This is a genomic window from Clostridioides sp. ES-S-0048-02, from assembly GCF_020658495.1.
In the GTDB taxonomy this organism is placed as follows: domain Bacteria; phylum Bacillota; class Clostridia; order Peptostreptococcales; family Peptostreptococcaceae; genus Clostridioides.
On record NZ_JACVWH010000002.1, the window covers coordinates 119287 to 140930 of the forward strand.

Here is a 21644-nt window from a genome sequence, read left to right on the forward strand (position 1 = left end):
GGGCGAATTTATGGTAGACAAAATATTACGTAGTGATTGTATTGTATTAGATAAACAATTACAAACTAAAAAAGATGTAATTGATTATATGGCAAATCATTTGTATCATGGAAATTATATAAATGATAAAGAAAAGTTTATAATTGATATTAATAAACGTGAAAAAGAATCACCAACTAACATGGGAAATTTAATAGCTATCCCTCATGCTAAGTCAAGTACAGTAAAGCGACCTGTAATGATGTATTTAAGAACAGATAAGGATATCACGGATAATGATAGTCAAAAACTTAGGTCATTTTTTATGATAGCAGTTCCAGAGTCAGGTTTAGACGAGCATCTTAAGATTATATCTAAACTAGCTACATATTTAATGGATGAAAATCTTATTAAGAACCTACTAAGTGCAGAAACTCCATATGAAATATTAGATATATTTAATTATAAAGCTGTAGAATCAGGAGATTCAAGTAATAATCAAAATAAAGGTCTTATAGTTGGAATAACAGGATGTCCAACAGGGATAGCTCATACTTTTATGGCAAAAAAAGCGTTAGAAGAAGCAGGTCAAGAACTTGGGTATGAAGTTAAAATAGAAACACATGGAGCCATAGGTGTAGAAAATAAGTTAACTAAAGAAGATATAAAAAGAGCTGAATACGTAATAATAGCTTGTGATAGAGAAGTTCAAACAAGTAGATTTATAGGAAAGAAAGTATTACAAAAGAAAGTAGCAGATGCTAAGAATGTTTCATTAGCTAAAAATTTAATTATAAATGCTGAAAATGGAATGGCTAAAGAAATTAAGCCAGGTGGAAAAACTTTAGAAGATTCAAAAGAAATACTTCAAGGGTCAGAGAAAAAAGGTATTTATAAGCACTTAATGAATGGTGTATCTGAAATGATTCCATTTGTAGTAATAGGTGGGATTGGTATAGCTATAGCATTTATGTTTGGTATATTTGCATCAGACCCAACTCATGAAACATACAATCCTATAGCTGGATTCTTTGGGCAACTTGGAGGCGATTCAGCATTTAAGTTATTCATACCAATACTTGCTGGTTTTATAGCTAAATCAATTGCAGGAAGACAAGGTTTTGCTCCTGCTATGATAGCTGGTTTTATGGCAGTTATTGGAGGTTCAGGATTCCTAGGGGGTATGGTAGCAGGATTTGCAACTGGATATATAGCTTTAGGAGTAATGAAGATAACAGAAAACTTACCAGATGTATTAAAAGGGGTAAATGCTGTACTGATATGTCCACTGCTGATTGCATTCACAAGTGGAGCTATAATGTTCTTCGTAGTTAATACACCAGCATCATGGTTAAATGAAGCTTTACAGTCCTGGTTACAAAGTATGTCTGGAACTAATAAAGTATTATTAGGTGCAATATTAGCAGGAATGATGGCATCAGATATGGGAGGACCTATTAATAAAACAGCTTCTGCATTTGGATTAGCTATGTTTTCTAGTAATGTATTTGAACCATCAGCAGCATTAATGGTGGGTGGAATGGTACCTCCATTAGCAATAGCATTAGCCATGTTAATATTTAAAAATAAGTTTACTAAAGAAGAAAGAAAGTCAGCACTACCAACTGCTATAATGGGAGCATCTTTTATAACGGAAGGAGCAATACCCTTTGCAGCTGCAGATCCGTTAAGAATGATTCCGGCAAACATAATTGGTTCTTGTATAGGTGGGGCAATATGTATGAGTTTAGATATAACCTTGATGGCACCACATGGAGGAATATTTGTAATACCATTTGCATGTAGTGCACCAGTTGCGTATATAGCTTGTATATTAGCTGGTACAGTAATAACAACTTTAATTATAGGAATAACAAAGCCTACTATAAAGAGTGGAAGTGGTGAAGTTGAAGTACTTGGTGCTTAAATTATAAATAAGAGTTAAAATAAGGATATTGGAAGTAGTTAGCAACCTCTCAATATCCTTATTTTTTATTTTAAAATTATATCCTATATTATATCGATTTTGTAAAGTGTATCATAAATTCTTTTATGATACAGAAGTATTTTAGTATTTTTACATAGTTATTAAATATGCTAAAATAGTAATTAATAGAAATATCAAAAAATGGGTAGGGGGCATAAGTATGCTTGCATCAAGGCAAATTGAATTTCTTAAATTGATATTAAATGAAAATGAATATAGACCTATAAAATACTTTAAAGATAAATTAAATGTATCAGATAAAACATTACAAAAAGATTTGAAGATGATTGAGATATACTTAGAAACTTTCGGTATAAAAATTGATATAAAAAGGGGTTGCGGAATATTAATAGAAGCGTCAGCAAAGAAAGATATAGACCTAATTAATAGTTTAAATATACAACCAAAGGGAAATAAGTCTTTATCAGTAGAGCAAAGAAGAATGGAAATTTTAAAATATCTATTATTAAATTCAAATAATATAACTTCAATAAATCAGTTATCGGATAAATATTATGTAAGTAAAACTTCTATAGTAAATGATTTTAAATATATAGAGGAATGGATAAAAGAATATAATTTAAAACTTAATAAAACCTTAGAGGGAACTAAAATTATAGGTAAAGAAGTAGATATAAGGAAATCGATTGCTAAGATGGTAGATGATTTATTAGATGAAAATTATGAACAGCACGATATATCTGAGTTAACCAGATTAGATTCTGCTACATTTAGTGCATTGATAAATTTATTTGATATTGATTCTATCATATTTGTAGAAACTATAATTACAGAATTAGAAGATAATTTAGGATATGTTATAAGTCAGCCCTACTATATAAATTTAATTACACATATACTTATATGCTTAAAGAGAGTTGAAGAAGGTAATCAAATAGATTTTCAGGAAGAAAAGGAAGTCTCTATATGTAATTTGGATGAGTTAGTATATCAAAAGGTCACTACACTTATAGGTAAAATAGAAAATAGATACAGAGTAAAAATAACTAAAGATGAAATTAAATATATATATATATATTTAGTATCATCTGGATTTAGTAGCGAAAGCAATAAGCGTTGCAATGATGAATCAGATATATTAAGTGATAGTGAAAAAATATCATCTATAATGATAGAGAATATGTCACAGTTTTTAAATATAAATCTTAAAGATGATGAACTACTGCAAAAAAGTCTGACATCTCATGTAAGACACATGTTAAACAGATTAAGATATGATATCCAAATAAAAAATCCATTATTAGAAGAGATACAAGAGCGATTTTCTGAGGTATTGGGGTTATGCATGATGACTATAAATATTATGACAGAGCATTATAATCTGAAGAATATTAGTATAGATGAAGTTTCGTATATTGCTACATATTTTCAAGCAGCTATAGAAAGGAATATGAGTAGTAAAAGAGTAATAGTCGTTTGTAATACAGGATATGGAACATCTCAGCTTCTTGCTGCTAGATTAAAAAGAGAATTTCCTGAATGGACTATAGTTGATATAATTCCCATGCATCAGTTGAATAAGCGAAATTTGGATGATGTAGATTTTGTAATATCTACTGTAAATTTAGATTTGAAAGAGAAATCACATATAGTTGTATCAGTACTATTAATGGAAAGTGATATTAATAATATAAAAAATGCTTTACTTAATAAACCTAGAAAAAGTATGGACTTAGATACAAACTTATTAGGAGTATATTTAAAAGATAATATATATTTTAATTTTGATGTAAGCCAGATGAGAAGTTTAATAGGTATGAATTTAAGCAGTAAATATGAATCTATTGCATTAGGAAAAGATTTAAATATATATATATGCAATCAAAGTAAAGTAAATAAGGGAATAATGAATATCAATAATATTAATAGAACGATTGATCTTTACTTAGAAACTAGTAATCATAGTTTTTTAAAACATATTCTGATTGAAGTATCAAATCTATATAGGCAAAAGAACTATATAAATTATATAATAGATTGCGAAAGAGAAGAGGATATTAAAATATTATTTGATAACAATGTACTGGAGAAAATGAATGGAAATTAGAGAAATATTAAGCGAAGAAAGTGTTATTTTAGACTTAAAATCAACTACAAAAGAAGGTATAATACAAGAATTAGTAGATAAATTATATGATAAAGGAAGTATAACTTCAAAAAGTAAGTTTATAAAGGCACTAAAGCATAGAGAGAAAATGGGCTCTACAAGTATAGGTTATCAAATGGCTATGCCACATGGAAAAACAAAGTATGTAAAGAAAGCATCTGTGGTAATAGGTAAATCTAGAGAAGGTGTAGATTGGCCAAGTATAGATGGCTTGCCTGTAAAATTAGTAATTATGTTTGCTATGCCACAATCTGAAGGTAAAGAAGATATAATGTTAATATCTAAAATAGCTTATATTTTAGGTGGTAAAGATATAAGTGAAAGGCTTTTAAGTGCACATACCAAAAAAGAAATAGTAGGTGTATTTTATGAAGCATAGATATTGTATAAACTATAAATTTGAATTTATTTTGGAATGAAAAATGTGTTATCATCGTTACCGATTCTAAACATGTGCCAAATTATTGATATGAGTTATTAGGATTAAACAAAGGAAAGTTATTAGTTGATAATAATGTAGCAGGATTCATGGAGAGATTTGCTAAAAAGGAAGAGAGGGTTTATTTTATAGTAAGAGATAAAAAAGACAAGCTTAAATTTCAAGCTTGTCTTTTTTATTATACAAAACCTATAATACTTTAAAATCTATGAAAAACTTGTGTAATAGAGGTATTAAAAATTTAATGGTAATCAAATTCTTTACCAATGAATATAAAAAACATCTTCGTGTTATAATAGTTTAAACTAATGAACGAAAGGTAGATGAATGTATATGAAATATCAACATATAATTGAAGTTAATAAAGACCTTTGTATTGGATGTGGACTTTGTAAAAATGATTGTCCAGTAAATAATATAATTATAGAAAATAAAAAATCAGTAATTAAAAAGCAAGATTGTCTAATGTGTGGACACTGTGCAGCAATCTGTCCCAAAGAAGCTATTACACTTACAGGGTTTGATGAACCACCAATAGAACTTACAAATAAGCCAAACTTAGACTCAGATGAATTACTAATGGCAATTAAATCTAGAAGAAGTATCCGGAAATTTAAAGATAAAGAAGTTTCTTCAGAAATTGTAAAGCAAATTATTGAAGCAGGTAGATACACACCTAGTGCTAAAAATTCACAAGATGTATCATATATTGTTTTAGACAATAAAAAAGCAATATATGAAAAGGAAGCAGTGAGATTTTTTAGAAAAATAAAACCTATTGCAAATATTGCTGTTAAATATTCAAAGGAAGTTGAGGTTGATGATAACTTTTTCTTCAAGCATGCTCCTATTGCAATAATGATAGTAACAAAAGATAAGATTAGTGGTTCACTTGCAGCATCTAATATGGCACTAATGGCAGAATCTTATGGTCTGGGGGTTTTATTTAGTGGATATTTTTCAGATGTAGCAAATAATTCACCAAAGTTAAAAAAACTTTTAGGTCTAAAACACAGGAATCATGTACTTATGACACTAGTGATTGGATATCCAGATGTTAAATATAGACGTACTGCACAAAAAGAACCAGCAAGTGTTAGATACTTATAAGGTATGGAGGAGTTTATGGAAAAAGAATGTCAGCAAAGAATACAAGAAATAACATCTAAATTTAAAGAATGTCGTAAAGCTATTTCTGCTATGGGAGATGAAACTAGACAGTTGATTTTAATAACACTCCTAGAAAGTGACTTCAATGGTATACGAGTAGGAGAAATTACAGAAAAAACACATCTTTCTCGTCCTGCTGTATCTCATCATCTTAAAATATTGAAAGAAGCAGAAATTGTTAATGTACGTAGAGAAGGAACTAGAAATTATTATTATCTTGATTCAAAAAAATCACAATGGAAATCACTAACAGAGCTAATAAATCTTATATTTGTTGGAATACAACATATTGGTGAAGATGATGTAAGAAAAGGTGAGTAAAGTAAATTGATTTAGCAAAAAGGGGTTGTCGCATGAATAAATTAAATTTGTTCTGTGATAGCTCTTTTTTATGTATAAAAATATATACATGAATGTTAAGATTAGTTGATAGAATTTAAGTAATAAATCTAATACTATAAACATAGGAGGTATGAAAAATATGATTAATACGAATTTGAAAAGACTAAGAAAAATTCACCAGTACACACAAGAAGAATTAGCTGAAAAACTTAATGTTTCTAGACAATCAGTAGCAAAATGGGAAAATGGAGAATCTACTCCTGATATAGATAGTTGTATTAAACTTGCAAAATTGTATAATGTCAGATTAGATGATTTAGTTAATCATTCTGAAGAAAAATCAGGGATTATAGTACCACCTACAGGAAAATTTTTCTTTGGAGCTGTCGTAGTTGGTGAACGTGGTCAGATTGTTATTCCAAAAGAAGCAAGGGATGTATTTAATATAAACTCAGGGGACAAATTATTGATACTAGGAGATGAAGAAAGAGGATTAGGAATTGTTCATCAACGTGATTTGATAAATTTTATAGGTCATATGGGGGTAATAAGTAAAGAAGAGTAATTTAAAAAAATTATAAAAGGATGGATAAAATATGGGCAAAATAGTATTTTTCAGTATTCCTGCATATGGTCACACCAATCCTACCGTTGAAGTAGTTCGTGAATTGGTAGATAGAAGGAATGAGGTATTGTACTATTCTTTTAATGAATTTAAAGATAAAATTGAAGGTGCTGGAGCAAAATTTATTTGTTGTGATAAATATCTTCCAGAATTACGTCCTGGAGATGAGAAAAAAATTGGTAAAGATTTTTCTGGGTTAATTGAGATGATAGTAGATACTACCATATCTTTAGATGAAAAAGTTTGTAGAGAACTTAAAGAATTTAATCCAGATTGTATTGTATCAGATTCACTAAGTTTTTGGGGAAAATTATTTGCACAAAAACTTAATATTCCATATATATGTTCTACAACAACTTTCGCGATTAATAAACATACAGCGAAGATGATGAAACAAAGCTTTATAGAAATTATATGTATGGTTTTTGGTATGAGACGTATTAATAAAAAAATAAAGCTTTTACGAAGAAAAGGATATGAGGTAAAAAACTTTATTTCTATAGTTTCTAATGATGATGATACGAATACTATTGTATATACATCAAAAGAATTTCAACCAATGGTAGAAACTTTTTCTAGTAAATATTCATTTGTAGGGCCATCAGTATCAAAGGTAATTATTGGACCCAAAGAGAGAAAGAAAAAGCTAATATATATTTCACTTGGTACAATTAATAATAAAAATATTAACTTTTATAAAAACTGTATAAATGCATTTGAAGATTATGAGGTTGATGTAATTATGTCTGTTGGTAGTGATACTGATATTAAAAGTTTAGGACATATACCAAATAATTTTGAAGTTAAAAATAGTGTCAAACAGACTACTGTACTTCAAGAAACTGATGTGTTTATTACTCATTGTGGGATGAATAGTGTTAATGAAAGTTTATATTATGGAGTACCTATGGTATTATTTCCACAACATTCGGAGCAGAGAATGGTAGCTAATAGAGTTACTTATTTGGGCGCAGGGTTCATGTTAAAAGAAAATAAATCAAAAGATATTAAAGATGCAGTATTTCAAGTTATGAATGATAATGAATACAAAGAAAATGCAACTAAACTATCAAAAAGTTTTTATAATGCAGGAGGTTCAAAAAAAGCAGCAGATGTGATATTACAGTTTATATGTGATAGTAGAGCAATTAAAATATAGTAAATTGGTTAAAATGGACAATACATACCACTTAATCAAAATACTGACAGTGGGGTCACTTAACCTACCAGTTGGGGCATATATATTGATACTAAATATGAGAGATGTTATATTTTAATAAAAAAATATAACATCTCTTTTTTAGTATATTATATCAAGTTTTTAACATTAGAACTGAAAAAAATTTAGATTGAAGTAGGGAGGATTAATATGAAAAAGTATAAAGTTATTTTAGGAGTATTAATTATAAGTATTATAAGTGTAACAGGGTTTGTTGTGTATAAAAACTACATTAAACCATGGAAGGAGGCTGAAATATATATTAACAAGTATATGGTAAAGCAAGATATTTCAAAAGATAATATAAAGAGTATTACAAGAGAAAAAGCAAAGAAAGCAAGCTACAAAGGAATACTATATAGAGTATATTACAAAGATGACCCTCAATATGAATATCAATATTTTTATAGTGATGATTATTATGCTCTATATGTAAATAAAGTAATGTTACAAATTTATGATATGGAAAATAATAATAAACTTTTAAAAAGCAATGAAGAATTAAAAGGTGTAAAGTATCCACCAATTTATCTTAAAGGCATGTTGGATAAATAGCTCATGATAAAATAGGAGTATTTTTATTGAAAAATAGATACATAACATTATATTCAATCTTAAAAAAGTATATTGTATAAAAAGTAATATATAGTAGGAATCTTCTAGAATAACTTCTGAATGATAATCATTTAAGTATAAAGTACATGGTGATATAAGAAGATTAAGAATAATTCTAAAACTATAAACTTGTAATTTATTGTCAGAATATATTGACAAAAGTAAAGTTTGAAATTATAATTTATATCAAGAATAGTTTGACAAAATAAAAACTAGTGACCTTATTTTAGTAAATTTATTTTTTTTTACTAATTTAAGAATAATTTAGGACTACTATAGACATATAGTTTATCATTTATTTAATATGACAAATAATTGTTATTGCTAGGAATACGATTTCTAAAGTCGCTAGATATAGTCTAACTTAAAGAGGGGAGGCATTAGCAAATACAAGTTTGCACCTAAAGAAGACTTAAAAGAAATAGTTAAAATAAGGTATCTCTTAACAATATTAATGGATATGTTATTAATTTATATTAGGTATTTTAGGAATAATTTGAGACGTATAAAATATCATCAAAAAATATCAAATTGTGCTATATGTAGTTGAGAATAACTACAGAATACACACTTTATAATTATTGTTTTATTGATAAAAATTATTATATTTAGGAGGAAACAACAATGGAAAATTTTTGGAATCCGCTTACTTGCTTTACTGTATGTGTAATGATTTATGCTTTTAGTGAGTTTTTATCTAAGAAAACAAAAGGTGCAATTTCAACATTGCTATTTGTATGTATTATATTTTTATTAGGCTTTTGGACAAATATTCTTCCAAAAGACGTTACAGGAGCATCAGGGATATTAGCTGCAATGAGTAACTTTGGTATAGCATTGTTAATAACCAACTTGGGAACGCTTATAAACCTTGAGGATTTATGCCATGAATGGAAAACAGTTGTAATTGCATTAGTAGGTATTGTAGGCATAGCGGTTGGTTGTTTCACAGTTGGTAGTATGTTATTTGGTAGAGAGTATGCTTTAATAGCAGCACCTCCAATAGCAGGCTCTACTGTTGCTGGTATTATTGTAACAACGGTTGCAGAAGCAGCAAATAGACCTGAACTTGCAGCATTTGTAATCCTAGTATTGTCATTTCAAAAATTCTTTGGTATTCCTATAACAACATATGCATAAATAAAGAATTAAAATTTAAAAGAGATAGGGGAGATTTCTTAAAGGATGTATCAAAGAGTAATTTTAAGCTTCCAAGTATGAGAATTTTTAAAGAAGAATCAAATAAGAAATCCTCCAATCTAGTATATCTTGCAAAACTTTCATTTGTTGCTATGATTGGGAACTTTGTAGGATTAGCTACTCTAATACCAGGATTTACTCCAGCAAATTATTATTTAAATCCAAATATAGCATGCTTGTTAGTAGGTTTAATTTTTACACGAATAGGATTTTTAGAAAAGGGAATTTTAGATAAATCTCAATCTAATGGAATTATAATGTTTGGATGTATGTTAATGTTACCTGGAGGACTTGCTAAGGTAACTCCAACAGCATTATTTGCAATGATTGTTCCAACTATAGGAATTCTAGTTGTAGGAGCTGTATTCATAATACTATTTACTGCAATTGTAGGAAAGTTATTAGGATACTCTCCAAGAATGTCAGCAGCAATTGGTGTAACTTGTATGCTTGCTTATCCAGCAACACAGATAATTTCTAATGAAGGTATTGATGCTATGGAAGGAACTGTAGAAGAGAAGCAAAGGGCAACAGATTATTTATTACCAAAAATGATTATAGGGGGATTTGTTACTGTAACTATTGCTTCAGTGGCATTTGCTAGTATAATAGGTCCACTTATATTTGGTTAATGTAAAATAGATTTATGGGAGGTAAAGTTAATGATAGGAAATATTTCTATAAATGAGATAGATGAAAAAAGACTCAAACTTGATGATTTAAGTAAGAAAATATGGAAAAATCCAGAGAAAGCATTTAAAGAATTCAAAGCATGTGAAAATACAGCAAATTTTCTAAGAAGTGAAGGATTTGATGTAGAAATAGGAGTAGGAGGCTTAACTACAGCTATTAAAGCTAGTTTTGGCTCAGGAAAACCAGTTATAGGTTTTATGGGAGAGTTTGATGCGTTACCTGGTTTAAACCAAAAAGTTTCAACAAAGCAAGAAGCATTTGAATTGGGAGGTTATGGTCATGGATGTGGACATAACTTATTATGTACTGCACATGTAGGAGCAGTAGTAGGACTTAAAAGAGAAATGATAGAAAACCATTTAAGTGGAACTATAGTATTTTATGCATGTCCAGGAGAAGAACAGTTAACAGGTAAAGGATTTATGGCTAGAGGTGGTGCATTTAAAGGATTAGACTTAGCTATAAATTTCCATCCAAATAAAATTAGTGAAGCTACAGTTGGCATATCAACAGCTGTTAACTCTGTAAAATTTCATTTTAAAGGAAAAACTGCACATGCTGGTTCAGACCCGCAAAATGGAAGAAGTGCTTTAGATGCTGTAGAACTTACTAATGTAGGAGCTAATTATTTGAGAGAACATGTTACCTCTGATGTAAGAATTCATTATACCATTACAGATGGAGGAGTAGCACCTAACATAGTTCCTGATAAAGCATCAGTATGGTATTATACAAGAGCTTTAAGTAGGGAAGCTGTGGAAAATACATATGAAAGACTTATAAAAGTAGCAAAAGGAGCTGCAATGATGACTGAGACTGAGGTTGAAGTAGAGTTTTTAGGAGGATGTTATAATACTCTAAATAATCATGTCTTAGCAAATCTTGTGTCAGAATGTATGGATAATATTAAACAAGAGCCTTGGACTCAAGATGAATTGGATTTTGCAGCTGAATTAGATAGACAAAGCCCACAACAATATAAGGCTATGATAAATAAATATAATTTACCAGAAGGAACTCATCTATATTATGGTGGAGGAAATGTTACGAACTTTAATAGCTATGGTTCTACTGATATTGGAGATGTAATGCATATAGTTCCTACAGCCTACTTTTTTACAGGATGTACAAACCTAGGGGCACCTGGGCATAGTTGGCAGTTTACATCTTGTGCAGGAAGTTCTATTGGAGAAAAAGGTATGATATATGCGGCAAAAATTATGGCTATGTTTGGAGCTAAGATACTGAATAATCCAGAAATAGCTAAAAAGGCAAAAGAAGAATTCGATAAATCTATGAATGGAAAAACATATAAGTGTCCTATTCCAGATGATATTCCAACTCCTTAAATGAGATATAAAGTTTAAAATATAAGAGTACAATTTTTATGCCAGCATTTTTTCATTATCAAAAGAACATAAAATTTTACTGTTTATTTGCTCATTGCGAAGTGAAATGGCTAGAAAATAATTTTAATAGGGAATAACATAAATTATTAATAAATATCACAAAAGGTATATCTTAAAAAACAAATATGGGATATACCTTTTAGAAAATCATATAACTTTATTTACTATTCAATGATAAAATATTTTTATGTACTCTAGATTTTAATGTTTGTTTTCTGATATAAATAATTTGTATACCCTCTCAGGTCTACCTTTTGTTGAGTTTTGTTTTTCGTATAATATAGTAGCATTTCCAGACTTTAGTAGACTACTTAAAAATCTATTGGCAGTTCTTACTGTTACATTTAAACAAGAAGATAATTCCTTAGGAGTAACTTCATCTTTTTGTAGAATTTCAATAACGGATATAATCTTTTGAATAGTAAGAGTAGACAATTTGGAATTTTTAGCAATTGTATTTATGTGTGGAGTTACTTTATTTGAAACAGTAAGTAATTTATCACATAGTAAAGGGCCTATTGTCTCATAACTTTCATTAACTAAGAAACTGTAGTTTAAAGGATTTATTTTAGATTCCTTATTAGCATTTATAGCATTAGACATGGCTTGTTTTATATTATTACCAATTCCATACCCAACACATACTTTAAGGTTTATACTATTTTCAATAGATTCTTTTATATAACATGTAGTGAAATTTTTAGTTAATGATTTAATGGTCTCACATTTAGTAAAAATCTTAAAAGAGCTAGTATCCTTTTCAATTATAAAATCAGTTAATTTATCTTTTTTTAGATTGTTTAATATTTTATAAATTTGGTCTATAGTATAATCATAATGGTTCATATCTTTAACTGTTATATATATTACACCAGGTTGGTTTACCTTCATTCTATGCAGATGAATGTCCTTTATTAATTCATTAAAAGTACTTTTCAATAAATTTATGTCAGGATATATGAAGTGAAAATTTACTCCTGCATCTTGTAACATAGGGACAATACTACTAAAACGAGTAGTAGAAAAATCAATTTTCCCTTCATTCCATAACTTAATATGTTTTTTTTCAATATTTTTTTCAAGCTCTGCTATATCAGATAAACTCATCTTAGAGGCATTTTCATTAATACTACACATTAAATCTCCAAATGTACCATTTGATAGATAATATGATATGTCTTTTGGATTATCTGCCCAATCCATTAGGTCAAAGTATGCTCTAGAAAAATCTAATGTATTGTATTTAAAAATAAGTTTTAGAAACATATCGTAATAACTTTGTAAATCAGTACCAAAATCAACTAAAGGTTTTTTTATAGTACCAACTTTTTTTGTAATAGCTTCCTTAGGTATAGGTCCACTGACTGCGAATCCATCAAACTTATCTTCGATTTCTAGATATAAATCTCCAACATGAGAAAAGTTTTTATAAATATATATTTCAATTTCTGCATTAATATTTAATTTTTTTATAGAATTAGCTACAAATTCTTTTAAAAATTCAGTTGTTATGATTGCTATTTTCATAGATTACTTCCTTTTCAATTATTATAGTTATTTATATAACTTTTACTTTTTCTATTCATGGCAAAACTATATTTCTTTGTACTATTATATATAATAATATCATGCTCAAATATTTATTGTCTAACTAATTATAATCTATACAAGATGAAGGATAAATTACAAGTACTTTCTGAATCAATGATGATTCCTATTATATTACTTGTTCTAGCAGGGATATTTATAGAATTAGGGTTAGCTTTTGCAAATATGGAAAATGTTTCTGATTTAAGGCTTGTGGATTAATACATGAAGACTTATTTATAAATATATTCATTAAAGTAATAAATGATTTAGGATTTATTGTAATGAGATACTTACCAATATTCTTTATAGTTACTTATGTAATATTCACATGTGCAATTAAGAAGTTTGATATAAAGACACCAGGAAGAAGCTCAGAAGAAGTTAAGCTTTACAGTAAGAAAGAGTATAGATAAAGACAAGATGTAGATAATTTTAAAGCAGTAAATAATTGTGCAGTAGAAGATACAGTAGAAGACAAAGATACAGAACTTGTACATTCTATAATAGAAGGTTTAGCAGGAAGTGACAATATAAAAAGTATTACGAACTGTGCAACTAGGTCTAGAGTAGAGCTAAACCCAATAGATGGATTCTATGAGGATGGTTTTTGGGTAAATGAGCTAGGTGCAAGTGGAGTTGTTAGGAAGAAAAATTCAGTTCAAGTTATATTTGGGCCAAGAGTTATTACAATAGCATCTAAAATTAAAGTTGTGTTAGGTGTAGATTGATGAGTATAAAGCCATGTAAATTAGATTAGTTTGCATGGCTTTTTTAGTTGCAAGAGTATTATAGTTATTTTGAATCTATGGAAAACTTGTGCATAATAGCCACATCTACTAAATAAACTTATGATTTCAAAATAGAACGGTTAAATTAAAAAATAATGAAGTGTAATACAATTAAACATGGTAAAACATAATGAAACATAACTAAAAATACAGAAAAATATAAAAAAATATAGCTAAATATAATAAAACATAATATAATTACTTTGAAGGGGGTGACAAAATGTGGGAGTTTTATAATAATTTAATAGATAAAATACCAGAAAACATAAGAGTAAAAGATTTTATTATAGGCTCAGAGTTTGCTATGGTAATAACAGATTATGGAGCAGGTATTAGTCATTTATTATCTGATAAAAGATTTCCTTTTGAAAACGATATAAAAATAAATATGTCTTTAAAAGATTTATGCAAGTCAATTAAATCTTGGAATTTTATAGAAGCTAGTTTAGGATTAGCAGCAATAAATTCTTATTATAATCAGAATATTTGCAATAAAACATTAAGCCTAGAGAAAATTAATCATCATTTCATTTCCATGATTGATGATTCATCAAAAAAAATAGCAGTAGTAGAGGGAAATCTTCAAAATAAAAATAAAATTAAATTTAGATATGATGTGGATTTTTTCAATAGAAAAATAGTAGAAGAGGATTACAACATATCAGCATATGGATATTTAGTAGAAAACTATGATAGTACATATTTAGGTGGAGACTTAATTATTAATAAACATTTAATAAAAATAGCAAATGATTCACTTAATAAAGAAAGCATAATTTGTGATATATCGACACCTATATCTTCAGATTTCAAAAAATTAGGCATAAAAAATATAGGTGGATTTGTTGTAGATGATATAGATAAATGTTTTAATTTAGTAAAAATAAGTGCACCTTATGAGGATATTGAAAAGACAGGTAACATAATGAAAATAGTAAAGACAAAAGGGGATTAAATAAGTGAACAAGAGTGCAAAAAGTAATAAATTAATTATGTTTTGTTTAGTTATAATATTGATTACATTGATATTAGTATCATTAGCACTTGGAAAATATCCAGTAGAACCACATCAAGTATTTGGAATTTTAGTTTCGAAAATATGTAATATAGATAAGTTTTGGACAGATAGCATGGAAACTATATTTTTAAATGTTAGATTACCAAGAATAGTACTTGCATGTTTAGTAGGTGGGGCATTGGCAGCTGCAGGAGCATCATATCAATATATTTTTTTAAATCCTATGGCATCACCAGATATACTAGGGGCATCATCAGGAGCAGCATTTGGAGCTGCTTTAGCATTATTTCTTTATAAAAGCGGTAGAGAGGTTACAGTTAGTGCATTCATCTTTAGTTTAATTACTGTAATTTTAGTCTATTTAATAAGTGAAAGAACAAAGGGAAGTAAAGTGTTAGGCTTAATTTTATCTGGTATTATGGTAAGTTCATTATTTTCTTCAGGTACATCTTTTATAAAACTTGTAGCAGACCCTAATGACCAGTTACCTGCAATTACATATTGGTTAATGGGAAGTTTATCAGGTGCTAAAATATCTGACATAAAATTTGCAATTATTCCTATGTTAATAGGTATAGTACCTCTAATACTTATTAGCTGGCAAATAAACATATTGACTGTAGGAGAAGATGAGGCAAGAACGATGGGGATAAATACAAAGTGTATAAGATTTATTACTATTATATGTGCTACACTTTTAACTTCTGCAAGCGTTGCTGTAAGTGGAATGATAGGTTGGGTTGGTCTTGTAATACCACATTTATCTAGAAGATTAGTTGGAAATAATTTTGTTTATTTATTGCCAACATCAGCTATGTTTGGAGCATCGTTTTTGTTGTTAGTTGATAATGTATCTAGAAATTTATGGACTAGTGAGATACCTATAGGTATATTAACATCGTTTATTGGTGTACCATTTTTCATATATCTGATTACGAAAAGAGGGGATTAATATGATTTTAGAAGTTAAAGATCTCAGTTATTTTTATAAAAATCAAAATGTACTTAATCAAATATCCTTTAATGTTGAAGGTAGTCAGTTACTATGTATATTAGGACCTAATGGTGCAGGGAAAAGTACTATGTTTAAGTGTATACTTCAGTTATTAAAAGGATATAAAGGTGAAATATTATTGGATGGAAAAAACTTGAAGGATTACAAAATTAAGAATCTAGCAAGAAAAATAGCTTATATCCCTCAGTCTCATAATCCTGTATTTAGTTATTCTGTTGTTGAAATGGTATTGATGGGAACAACATCACAAATTTCACCTATGTCTAAACCTACTAAAAAACAAATGGAAATAGTTGAAGAATCTTTAGACAAAATAGGAATTTCTTATTTAAAAGATAGGAATTTTATAAATTTAAGTGGAGGAGAAAGACAATTAGTACTTATTGCAAGAGCTTTAGCTCAAAATGCAAAGATACTTATTATGGACGAGCCAACCTCTGATTTAGATTATGGTAATCAAATTAGAGTATTAAATACAGTAAAAGAATTAACAAGGGATGGATATATAATAATTCAGTCAACACATAATCCAGACCAAGCCTTTTTGTATGCAGACAAGGTTTTAGCTTTATACAATCATGAAATATTAGCTTTTGGTGTGCCTAAGTACATAATTAATTCTGGCCTAATTAAAAAATTATATAACATAGATGTAGAATTAAACAGCTTATATGATGATAAAATTAGAGTCTGCATACCAAAAAGTGTAACTATATAATTTACTTAAGGGGGATAAAATGAAAAAGAAATTATTATCATTGTTATTGGTACTAACTTTAGTAATAACATCTTTAGTTGGATGTACATCGTCAAATGGTGATGCTAAAGAAAAAAAAGAGGATAAAAATGCATCTAAAACAATAATGTTTACTGATTCAGTAGGTAGAAAAGTTGAGATTCCAGCAAATATTGAAAAAATAGCACCTTCAGGAAGTTTAGCACAAATCGTACTATTTTCAGTAGCACCAGATAAGCTAGTTGGACTATCAGGAGATTGGACAGAGGATTCAAAAGACTATGTGGATAAAAAGTATACTAGTCTTCCTGTTTTTGGTCAATTTTATGGTAAGGGAGATTTAAATATGGAAGCCCTTGCAGCAGCAGGACCACAAGTAATTATCGATATAGGTGAGAAGAAAGGTAGCATGAAAGAAGATTTAGATTCTATACAAGAACAAACAGGTATACCAACTATATTTATAGAAGCTACAACTGCTAATATGTCAGAATGTTACACTAAGCTAGGAGAAATCTTAAATGTAGAAGATAATGCAAAAGTATTAGCTGATTACTGTAAAACTACTTATGATACAACTGTAGAAACGATGAAGAAAATAGGTGATAAGAATAAAGTAAACTTTGCTTATTGCGTAGGAGACACAGGAACAAATATAATCGCAGAAGGGTCTTTCCACTCTGAGATTATTAATATACTTGCAAATAATGTTGCAAAGCTCAATGACCCATCAAGTAAAGGCAATGGAAATGAAGTATCGTTAGAACAATTATATTTATGGAATCCAGATGTAATAGTGTTTGCACCACAGAGTATATATAGTAAAGTAGGAAGTCAAGCTGAATGGCAAAAAATAAGTGCTATATCTAGTGGTAAATACTATGAAGCACCAAGTACGCCATATAATTGGATGGGATTCCCTCCATCTGTAAATAGATATATGGGTATGATTTGGCTATCTGAAATACTTTATCCAGAGCATTTTAATTATGATTTAAAAGAAAAAACAAAAGAATTTTATAAGTTATTTTATCATGTTGATTTAAGTGATGAACAATATAGCAAATTAACTAAAAACGCTATTAAATAATATATAGATATAAAGTTACTAAATAATGTGTAGGCATAAAGTTATTAAATAATATATAGACATAAATTAAAAGAAAGTAGGATTTTACCTACTTTCTTTCGTAAAAAGGGGAATTGATATGAAACTAATTACAGTAGCAGGGCCACCATCATCCGGAAAAACATCTGTTATTCTTCATCTAATTAAAGCTATGGAGGCAGAAGAAAATAAGGTTGGAGTAGTAAAGTTTGACTGTCTTACATCTTTTGACCAGATTAGATATGAAGAGAATAATATACCTGTTCAAATTGGACTATCTGGTAAAATTTGTCCAGACCATTTTTTTATAAGTAATATTGAAGATGCACTTTATTGGTCTAAAAAATTAAACTTAGATATTTTAATTACTGAAAGTGCAGGGCTTTGTAATCGTTGCTCACCCTATATAAAAACTATACCAGCAGTTTGTGTAATAGATAATTTATCAGGGATAAATACACCTAGAAAAATAGGACCAATGCTAAAATATGCTGATATTGTTGTAATTACAAAAGGAGACATAGTATCACAAGCAGAAAGGGAGGTATTTTCCTTTAATGTACGTCAAGTAAACTCAAAAGCTAAGATAATATTTATAAATGGAATCACAGGACAAGGAGTATTTTTACTTAAGAAATATTTAAGTGATATAAAAGAAATAACCACGCTTAGGGAAAAACAATTACGTTTTACAACACCAGCATCAGTGTGTTCTTACTGTACTGGAGAGACTAGAATTGGAGAATCTTATCAAATGGGAATGATAAAGAAAATGGAGTTTGACTATGAAATATGATAATTATGAAAATTTACTAAACATGTCTATAAAAGAGATAAAAGAAAACTACTCTATGGCCTTTGATTTTTTCTTAAATTACAATCTAAGTAATGTAGATGATTCAATTACTTTTAATAATCTAATAGAATCTTTAGATGAGGAATTTTATATAACTTTTGGGATAGAAAAAGAAGAGTTATACATTAAATTGGTGGAGTTTTTAAAAGAATTTGGCCAAGATGAAAAGAGTTTAAATATAGAAAGCATTACTATTAATGGTGGGTACAATAAGCTAAAAGAAAAAGAAGCTATCTCATTGAAAATAAAGGCTGGAGAAATTATAAGTATTGTTGGACCTACAGGTTCAGGAAAAAGTAGACTGTTAGAGGATATTGAATGTTTAGCCCAGAGAGACACTCCTACTAACAGACAAATATTAATAAATGAAAGTATTCCAAGTGATGAAACTCGTTTTGTTATGGATGGAAAGCTAGTAGCTCAACTTTCACAAAATATGAATTTTGTAATGGATTTAACAGTAGAAGAATTTTTACAAATGCACTCTAAAAGTCGTTTTTGTAAAAATCAAGATGACATAGTAAAAAAATGCTTTTATTGTGCTAATAAACTAGCTGGAGAAAAATTTGAATTAACCACAAAGATAACCCAATTATCAGGAGGTCAATCAAGAGCTCTTATGATATCGGATACTGCATATATGAGTTCTTCACCAATAGTTTTAATTGATGAAATTGAAAATGCAGGTATAGATAGAAAGGAAGCTCTAAGACTATTATCTAAAAAGGAAAAAATAATTTTGATTTCAACACATGACCCTATATTAGCTTTAAACGCTAATAAAAGAATAGTTATTAAAAATGGTGGAATTTCAAAGGTAATATCTACAACAGATGAAGAAATAGAAAGTATTAAATACATAGAAAGCCTAGATAATATTTTACTAGATATTAGGCACAAGGTTAGAAAAGGTGAAGTCTTAAATAGAAAAGAAATAGAAAGTATTGTACAGGAGGAGGTAAATGACTTTGTGGGAACTTTATGATGATTTAATAGAAGGAATTCCTAAAGAGATAATAGTTGAAGATATAGCTGTTGGGCAACATAATATTTTAGTAAGAAGTAGTGTAGGTAGTGGTATAGGTTTTGTATATAGTGAAGATGGGCGCCCTCCAGAGTTTGTAAAATCTTTTAAAGGAAAATCTTTATATGAAATAGCTGGATGTATTAAGTCTTGGAATATCACAGAATCAGGAATTGGCTTGGCTGCAATAAATTCTTATTATAATTCTGTAAAAGTTTCAAAAGAAAATAATATAAAGTTAAATGAAAACAATTTTATAGAAGATAGAATTAATGACCCTTTTATTTCATACCAGAATATGATAAGGGGAAAAAAGGTAGCGGTTATAGGTCATTTTCACTATTTAGAACAACTATTTGCACCTGTTTGTGATTTATCCATAATAGAAAGTGAAGATATATATGGTGATTATCCAGAGACTTCAGCACCATATATCTTACCTGAACAGGACTTTGTAGTTATATCTTGTTACACATTAAGTACAAAAACTTTTCCTTGGTATTTAGAATTAAGCAAAAATGCTTATGTGGTATTGGTAGGTCCAGCAACTCCAATGGCACCTATATTATTTAAGTATGGAGTAAATGATTTATCAGGATTTGTAATTAAAGAACATGATAAAGTAATGAGCATAATAAGTGGAAATGAGAGAAACAGTATGTTTTACAGTACAGGTCAGAAAGTAAATTTAAAAGACGGTGGGGAAATTTAAATATGAGAATGAATTGGAATGATACTACAATAAAATGTTTTGTTGATGCAAGTGAATATACTGGTTTTCACAAGATATTAGCTAAAGAAATAATTCCGTACATCAAAGATAGCCAAACTTTTTGTGATGTAGGTTGTGGATTAGGTTTAATAGATATGTATTTAAGCAAAGAACTGAAAGATATAACTTGTATTGATATAAACCAAAATGCTATAAATTATTTAGAAAAATCAATAAAAGACAATAATATAAACAATATTAGGTGTATGGTAAAAGATTTTAAAGATATAAATACAAAATTTGATACTATACTAATTTCTTTTTTTTCATATGAGAATATAGAATTTTTTACTGGGCATTGTGATAGATTAATTGCAATTGTTAATGATAAGTCCAAAACTCATATTCCAGTATCTAAGAAAAGAATGGATGTGGTGGAAAGACATAGTTCAAAAAATTTAAAAGTATTATTAGATGAAAAGAAACTTAGATATGAATTAATACCATTAAGTCTTGAATTTGGACAGACATTTACTTGTGAAGATGACATAGTTAGGTATGCTAAGTCTTATGATGAAGGCGGAGAGTATGAAACTATATACAATCATATTATGAAAAATATAGTTAAGGGAGATAAAGTAGCTTATTACCTTCCATATGAAAAAAATATATCTGTTTTTATAATAGACTTTAATAGATAGATAATTGTAAATTTTAATTTTGCATATAGTGCTATATTTTGATTTAAGTTGACAATTTATATAAGATTGCATACAATTAAACTAAGAATTGAATAAACATATTTAAAGAGTAGGGAAGTTGGTGAAAATCCAACACGAACCCATCACTGTAAGCATGGATAAATTCTGCATAGCCAACAGATGTTATTTAGAAAGGCTGAGAAAATGAAATGTAAGTCAGATACCTACATTAAATATTAGTAAATAAATTTAGGGGGGAGCAACTAGATTTATTGTCTTGTATATGGAAT

Annotated in this window: 23 protein-coding genes, 1 pseudogene and 1 riboswitch; of the genes and pseudogenes, 23 read left to right on the forward strand and 1 reads right to left on the reverse strand. The window is 28.6% G+C overall.

The features are described from left to right. The first annotated feature begins 10 nt into the window (after positions 1 to 10). From IC173_RS03425 to IC173_RS03475, 12 genes and pseudogenes are all read left to right on the forward strand, one after another. Positions 11 to 1906 (forward strand): fructose-specific PTS transporter subunit EIIC, encoded by a 1896-nt coding sequence (locus IC173_RS03425; protein WP_227855163.1) that lies wholly within the window; start codon positions 11 to 13, stop codon positions 1904 to 1906. 220 nt (positions 1907 to 2126) lie between these two features. After that, positions 2127 to 4034, forward strand: a complete 1908-nt coding sequence (locus tag IC173_RS03430; protein WP_227855164.1) for a BglG family transcription antiterminator — start codon at positions 2127 to 2129, stop codon at positions 4032 to 4034. Further along, complete coding sequence (locus tag IC173_RS03435) at positions 4024 to 4473, forward strand: PTS sugar transporter subunit IIA (protein WP_227824411.1); 450 nt, start codon at positions 4024 to 4026, stop codon at positions 4471 to 4473. Before IC173_RS03430 ends, IC173_RS03435 begins: the two co-directional genes overlap by 11 nt. A gap of 393 nt (positions 4474 to 4866) precedes the next feature. After that, on the forward strand, positions 4867 to 5643 hold the full coding sequence (locus IC173_RS03440) for a nitroreductase family protein (protein WP_227433827.1): 777 nt from the start codon (positions 4867 to 4869) through the stop codon (positions 5641 to 5643). 15 nt (positions 5644 to 5658) lie between these two features. Then, positions 5659 to 6024 carry an ArsR/SmtB family transcription factor gene (locus IC173_RS03445; RefSeq protein ID WP_227433828.1) on the forward strand — a complete coding sequence of 122 codons (366 nt, stop codon included), beginning with the start codon at positions 5659 to 5661 and terminating at the stop codon, positions 6022 to 6024. A 160-nt stretch (positions 6025 to 6184) separates the two neighbouring features. Beyond that, positions 6185 to 6367, forward strand: a pseudogene (locus tag IC173_RS20910) (helix-turn-helix transcriptional regulator); the annotation flags it as partial. Positions 6368 to 6394: 27 nt separating this feature from the next. Further along, positions 6395 to 6610: an AbrB/MazE/SpoVT family DNA-binding domain-containing protein gene (locus IC173_RS20915; RefSeq protein ID WP_413926638.1), complete on the forward strand. Its 216-nt coding sequence runs from the start codon at positions 6395 to 6397 to the stop codon at positions 6608 to 6610. Between the two features lie 31 nt (positions 6611 to 6641). Next, positions 6642 to 7829 (forward strand): macrolide family glycosyltransferase, encoded by a 1188-nt coding sequence (locus IC173_RS03455; protein WP_227855165.1) that lies wholly within the window; start codon positions 6642 to 6644, stop codon positions 7827 to 7829. 210 nt (positions 7830 to 8039) lie between these two features. Beyond that, on the forward strand, positions 8040 to 8444 hold the full coding sequence (locus tag IC173_RS03460; protein WP_227824408.1) for a DUF3139 domain-containing protein: 405 nt from the start codon (positions 8040 to 8042) through the stop codon (positions 8442 to 8444). A 684-nt stretch (positions 8445 to 9128) separates the two neighbouring features. Then, on the forward strand, positions 9129 to 9644 hold the full coding sequence (locus IC173_RS03465; protein WP_227855166.1) for a hypothetical protein: 516 nt from the start codon (positions 9129 to 9131) through the stop codon (positions 9642 to 9644). A gap of 77 nt (positions 9645 to 9721) precedes the next feature. Continuing rightward, complete coding sequence (locus tag IC173_RS03470) at positions 9722 to 10336, forward strand: hypothetical protein (RefSeq protein WP_227855167.1); 615 nt, start codon at positions 9722 to 9724, stop codon at positions 10334 to 10336. A 30-nt stretch (positions 10337 to 10366) separates the two neighbouring features. Then, positions 10367 to 11746, forward strand: coding sequence for a M20 family metallopeptidase (locus IC173_RS03475; RefSeq protein WP_227433833.1), 1380 nt, complete (start codon positions 10367 to 10369; stop codon positions 11744 to 11746). A 261-nt stretch (positions 11747 to 12007) separates the two neighbouring features. Here the strand turns inward: IC173_RS03475 and IC173_RS03480 are convergent, their stop codons facing one another. After that, a complete protein-coding gene (locus IC173_RS03480; protein ID WP_227855168.1) occupies positions 12008 to 13333 on the reverse strand; it encodes a hypothetical protein in 1326 nt (441 codons plus the stop codon). A 144-nt stretch (positions 13334 to 13477) separates the two neighbouring features. On the opposite strand from IC173_RS03480, the gene IC173_RS03485 reads away from it, so the two are divergent. From IC173_RS03485 to IC173_RS03530, 11 genes are all read left to right on the forward strand, one after another. Next, positions 13478 to 13615 carry a hypothetical protein gene (locus IC173_RS03485; RefSeq protein WP_227481944.1) on the forward strand — a complete coding sequence of 46 codons (138 nt, stop codon included), beginning with the start codon at positions 13478 to 13480 and terminating at the stop codon, positions 13613 to 13615. Positions 13616 to 13677: 62 nt separating this feature from the next. Beyond that, positions 13678 to 13809 carry a hypothetical protein gene (locus tag IC173_RS20615; protein WP_255613126.1) on the forward strand — a complete coding sequence of 44 codons (132 nt, stop codon included), beginning with the start codon at positions 13678 to 13680 and terminating at the stop codon, positions 13807 to 13809. Positions 13810 to 13899: 90 nt separating this feature from the next. Beyond that, positions 13900 to 14124: a PTS transporter subunit EIIB gene (locus IC173_RS03490; protein WP_227855251.1), complete on the forward strand. Its 225-nt coding sequence runs from the start codon at positions 13900 to 13902 to the stop codon at positions 14122 to 14124. A gap of 280 nt (positions 14125 to 14404) precedes the next feature. Then, complete coding sequence (locus IC173_RS03495; protein WP_227855169.1) at positions 14405 to 15139, forward strand: enolase N-terminal-like fold-containing protein; 735 nt, start codon at positions 14405 to 14407, stop codon at positions 15137 to 15139. Positions 15140 to 15143: 4 nt separating this feature from the next. Next, positions 15144 to 16154, forward strand: a complete 1011-nt coding sequence (locus tag IC173_RS03500) for a FecCD family ABC transporter permease (protein ID WP_413926636.1) — start codon at positions 15144 to 15146, stop codon at positions 16152 to 16154. Position 16155: 1 nt separating this feature from the next. Next, complete coding sequence (locus tag IC173_RS03505) at positions 16156 to 16935, forward strand: ABC transporter ATP-binding protein (protein WP_227433848.1); 780 nt, start codon at positions 16156 to 16158, stop codon at positions 16933 to 16935. A 19-nt stretch (positions 16936 to 16954) separates the two neighbouring features. Next, entirely contained in the window at positions 16955 to 18043 is a 1089-nt protein-coding gene (locus IC173_RS03510; RefSeq protein ID WP_227433849.1) for an ABC transporter substrate-binding protein, read from the forward strand. A gap of 118 nt (positions 18044 to 18161) precedes the next feature. Further along, a complete protein-coding gene (locus tag IC173_RS03515; protein ID WP_227433850.1) occupies positions 18162 to 18857 on the forward strand; it encodes a GTP-binding protein in 696 nt (231 codons plus the stop codon). Beyond that, on the forward strand, positions 18847 to 19902 hold the full coding sequence (locus IC173_RS03520) for an ATP-binding cassette domain-containing protein (RefSeq protein ID WP_227481947.1): 1056 nt from the start codon (positions 18847 to 18849) through the stop codon (positions 19900 to 19902). The genes IC173_RS03515 and IC173_RS03520 overlap by 11 nt, the downstream gene beginning before the upstream one ends. Beyond that, positions 19880 to 20653: a Rossmann-like domain-containing protein gene (locus IC173_RS03525; RefSeq protein ID WP_227835153.1), complete on the forward strand. Its 774-nt coding sequence runs from the start codon at positions 19880 to 19882 to the stop codon at positions 20651 to 20653. Before IC173_RS03520 ends, IC173_RS03525 begins: the two co-directional genes overlap by 23 nt. A 2-nt stretch (positions 20654 to 20655) precedes the next feature. After that, complete coding sequence (locus IC173_RS03530; RefSeq protein ID WP_227855170.1) at positions 20656 to 21354, forward strand: methyltransferase; 699 nt, start codon at positions 20656 to 20658, stop codon at positions 21352 to 21354. Between the two features lie 111 nt (positions 21355 to 21465). Beyond that, a riboswitch (cobalamin riboswitch) is annotated at positions 21466 to 21580 on the forward strand. The last annotated feature ends 64 nt before the right edge of the window (positions 21581 to 21644 follow it).